Raw genomic sequence first — 1,066 nt, forward strand, 5'->3', positions numbered from 1 at the left:
TCCCGCAGGCTTGCGGGGTAGCAGTCCGGCCGCGCGGGCGACGATGGGCGTCGGCTTCGCCGACCGCCTCGATCGGGGCAAGGCCCCCGCCATGCGGCGAGCAAGCGGTCTGTAGTGGACAGTGCACTACTGGTTTCACTCGACGACTCGGCCTGTTCGGGTCAGCCCACCGGGAGCGGGGGGGCTTGCTCGCAACCCGGGAGCTTTCCGATGCCCGGGAATGACGTCAGCTCCAGCAGATGCGGCCACGCGGCAGCGCCTTCTGGTGTTACCTCCTGTCCCAAGTCTTGGTGCTCCGCGGCGAGCGTGACGGGTCGCACGTGGACGGTGCTCGTGGGTCGAGCCGGTCATGGCTTCGGGGCAGCCACAGCGGCCTGGGCTGACTGGCAGCTTTGTTGTCCCGGGTCGGGTGCCCGCGACGAATGCGACCGGTCCCGCGTGGACGGCACTCGTGGTTCGGGGCGTTGCGAACCTCTGGCAGCTACAGCTGCCTGCGGTGACTGGCAGACTTTGTCACCAGGTCTGGGTGCCCCGCGACAAACGCGACGGGTCGCAAATAGACGGCGCTGGTGCGGGCCAGTGTGACATCGGGCAGCTACAGCGGCCTGCGCCGACGGGTCGCACGTAGCCGGCGCTGGTGATTCGGCCCGGTGTGACTTCGGGCAGCCACAGCGGCCTGCGCCGACTGGTCGCACATAGCCGGCGCTGGTGGTTCGGGCCGGTGATGACTTCGGGGCAGCCACAGCGGCCTGCGCCGACTGGTCGCCTGAGAAGCACGGCATCGTTGTCCCCGGGGCGCTCGCGCAGGTGGACGTGCCCTTGTGTGTGTCGACCGCGTGGTGTCGGCGAACTGGCTCAGGGCTCGGTGGCCCAGAGGCAGTTGGGTGGATTCGTCGACGGCGCGTTCAACGAGGCGCTTGCCGGCTGTCGCGACACGATCAGCCTCGTGCTGCTCGGCGACGGGGGCGTGCGCGTGGTCGACGGCGGTTGTGGTTCGAGGCGGTCGGCGAAGCCGGCGCCCAACTTCGCCCACGCGGCTGAACGACTACCCCGCAAGCCTGCGGGG

The 1,066-nt window shown here is 69.8% G+C and carries 1 protein-coding gene; it reads left to right on the forward strand.

All coding sequences use genetic code 11. The features are described from left to right. Positions 1-880: 880 nt before the first annotated feature. Positions 881-1,066 (forward strand): hypothetical protein (locus tag Air01nite_RS40865; RefSeq protein ID WP_203708921.1); only part of this gene is annotated, 186 nt, incomplete at its 3' end.

This window comes from Asanoa iriomotensis (assembly GCF_016862515.1).
GTDB classification, from domain to species: domain Bacteria; phylum Actinomycetota; class Actinomycetes; order Mycobacteriales; family Micromonosporaceae; genus Asanoa; species Asanoa iriomotensis.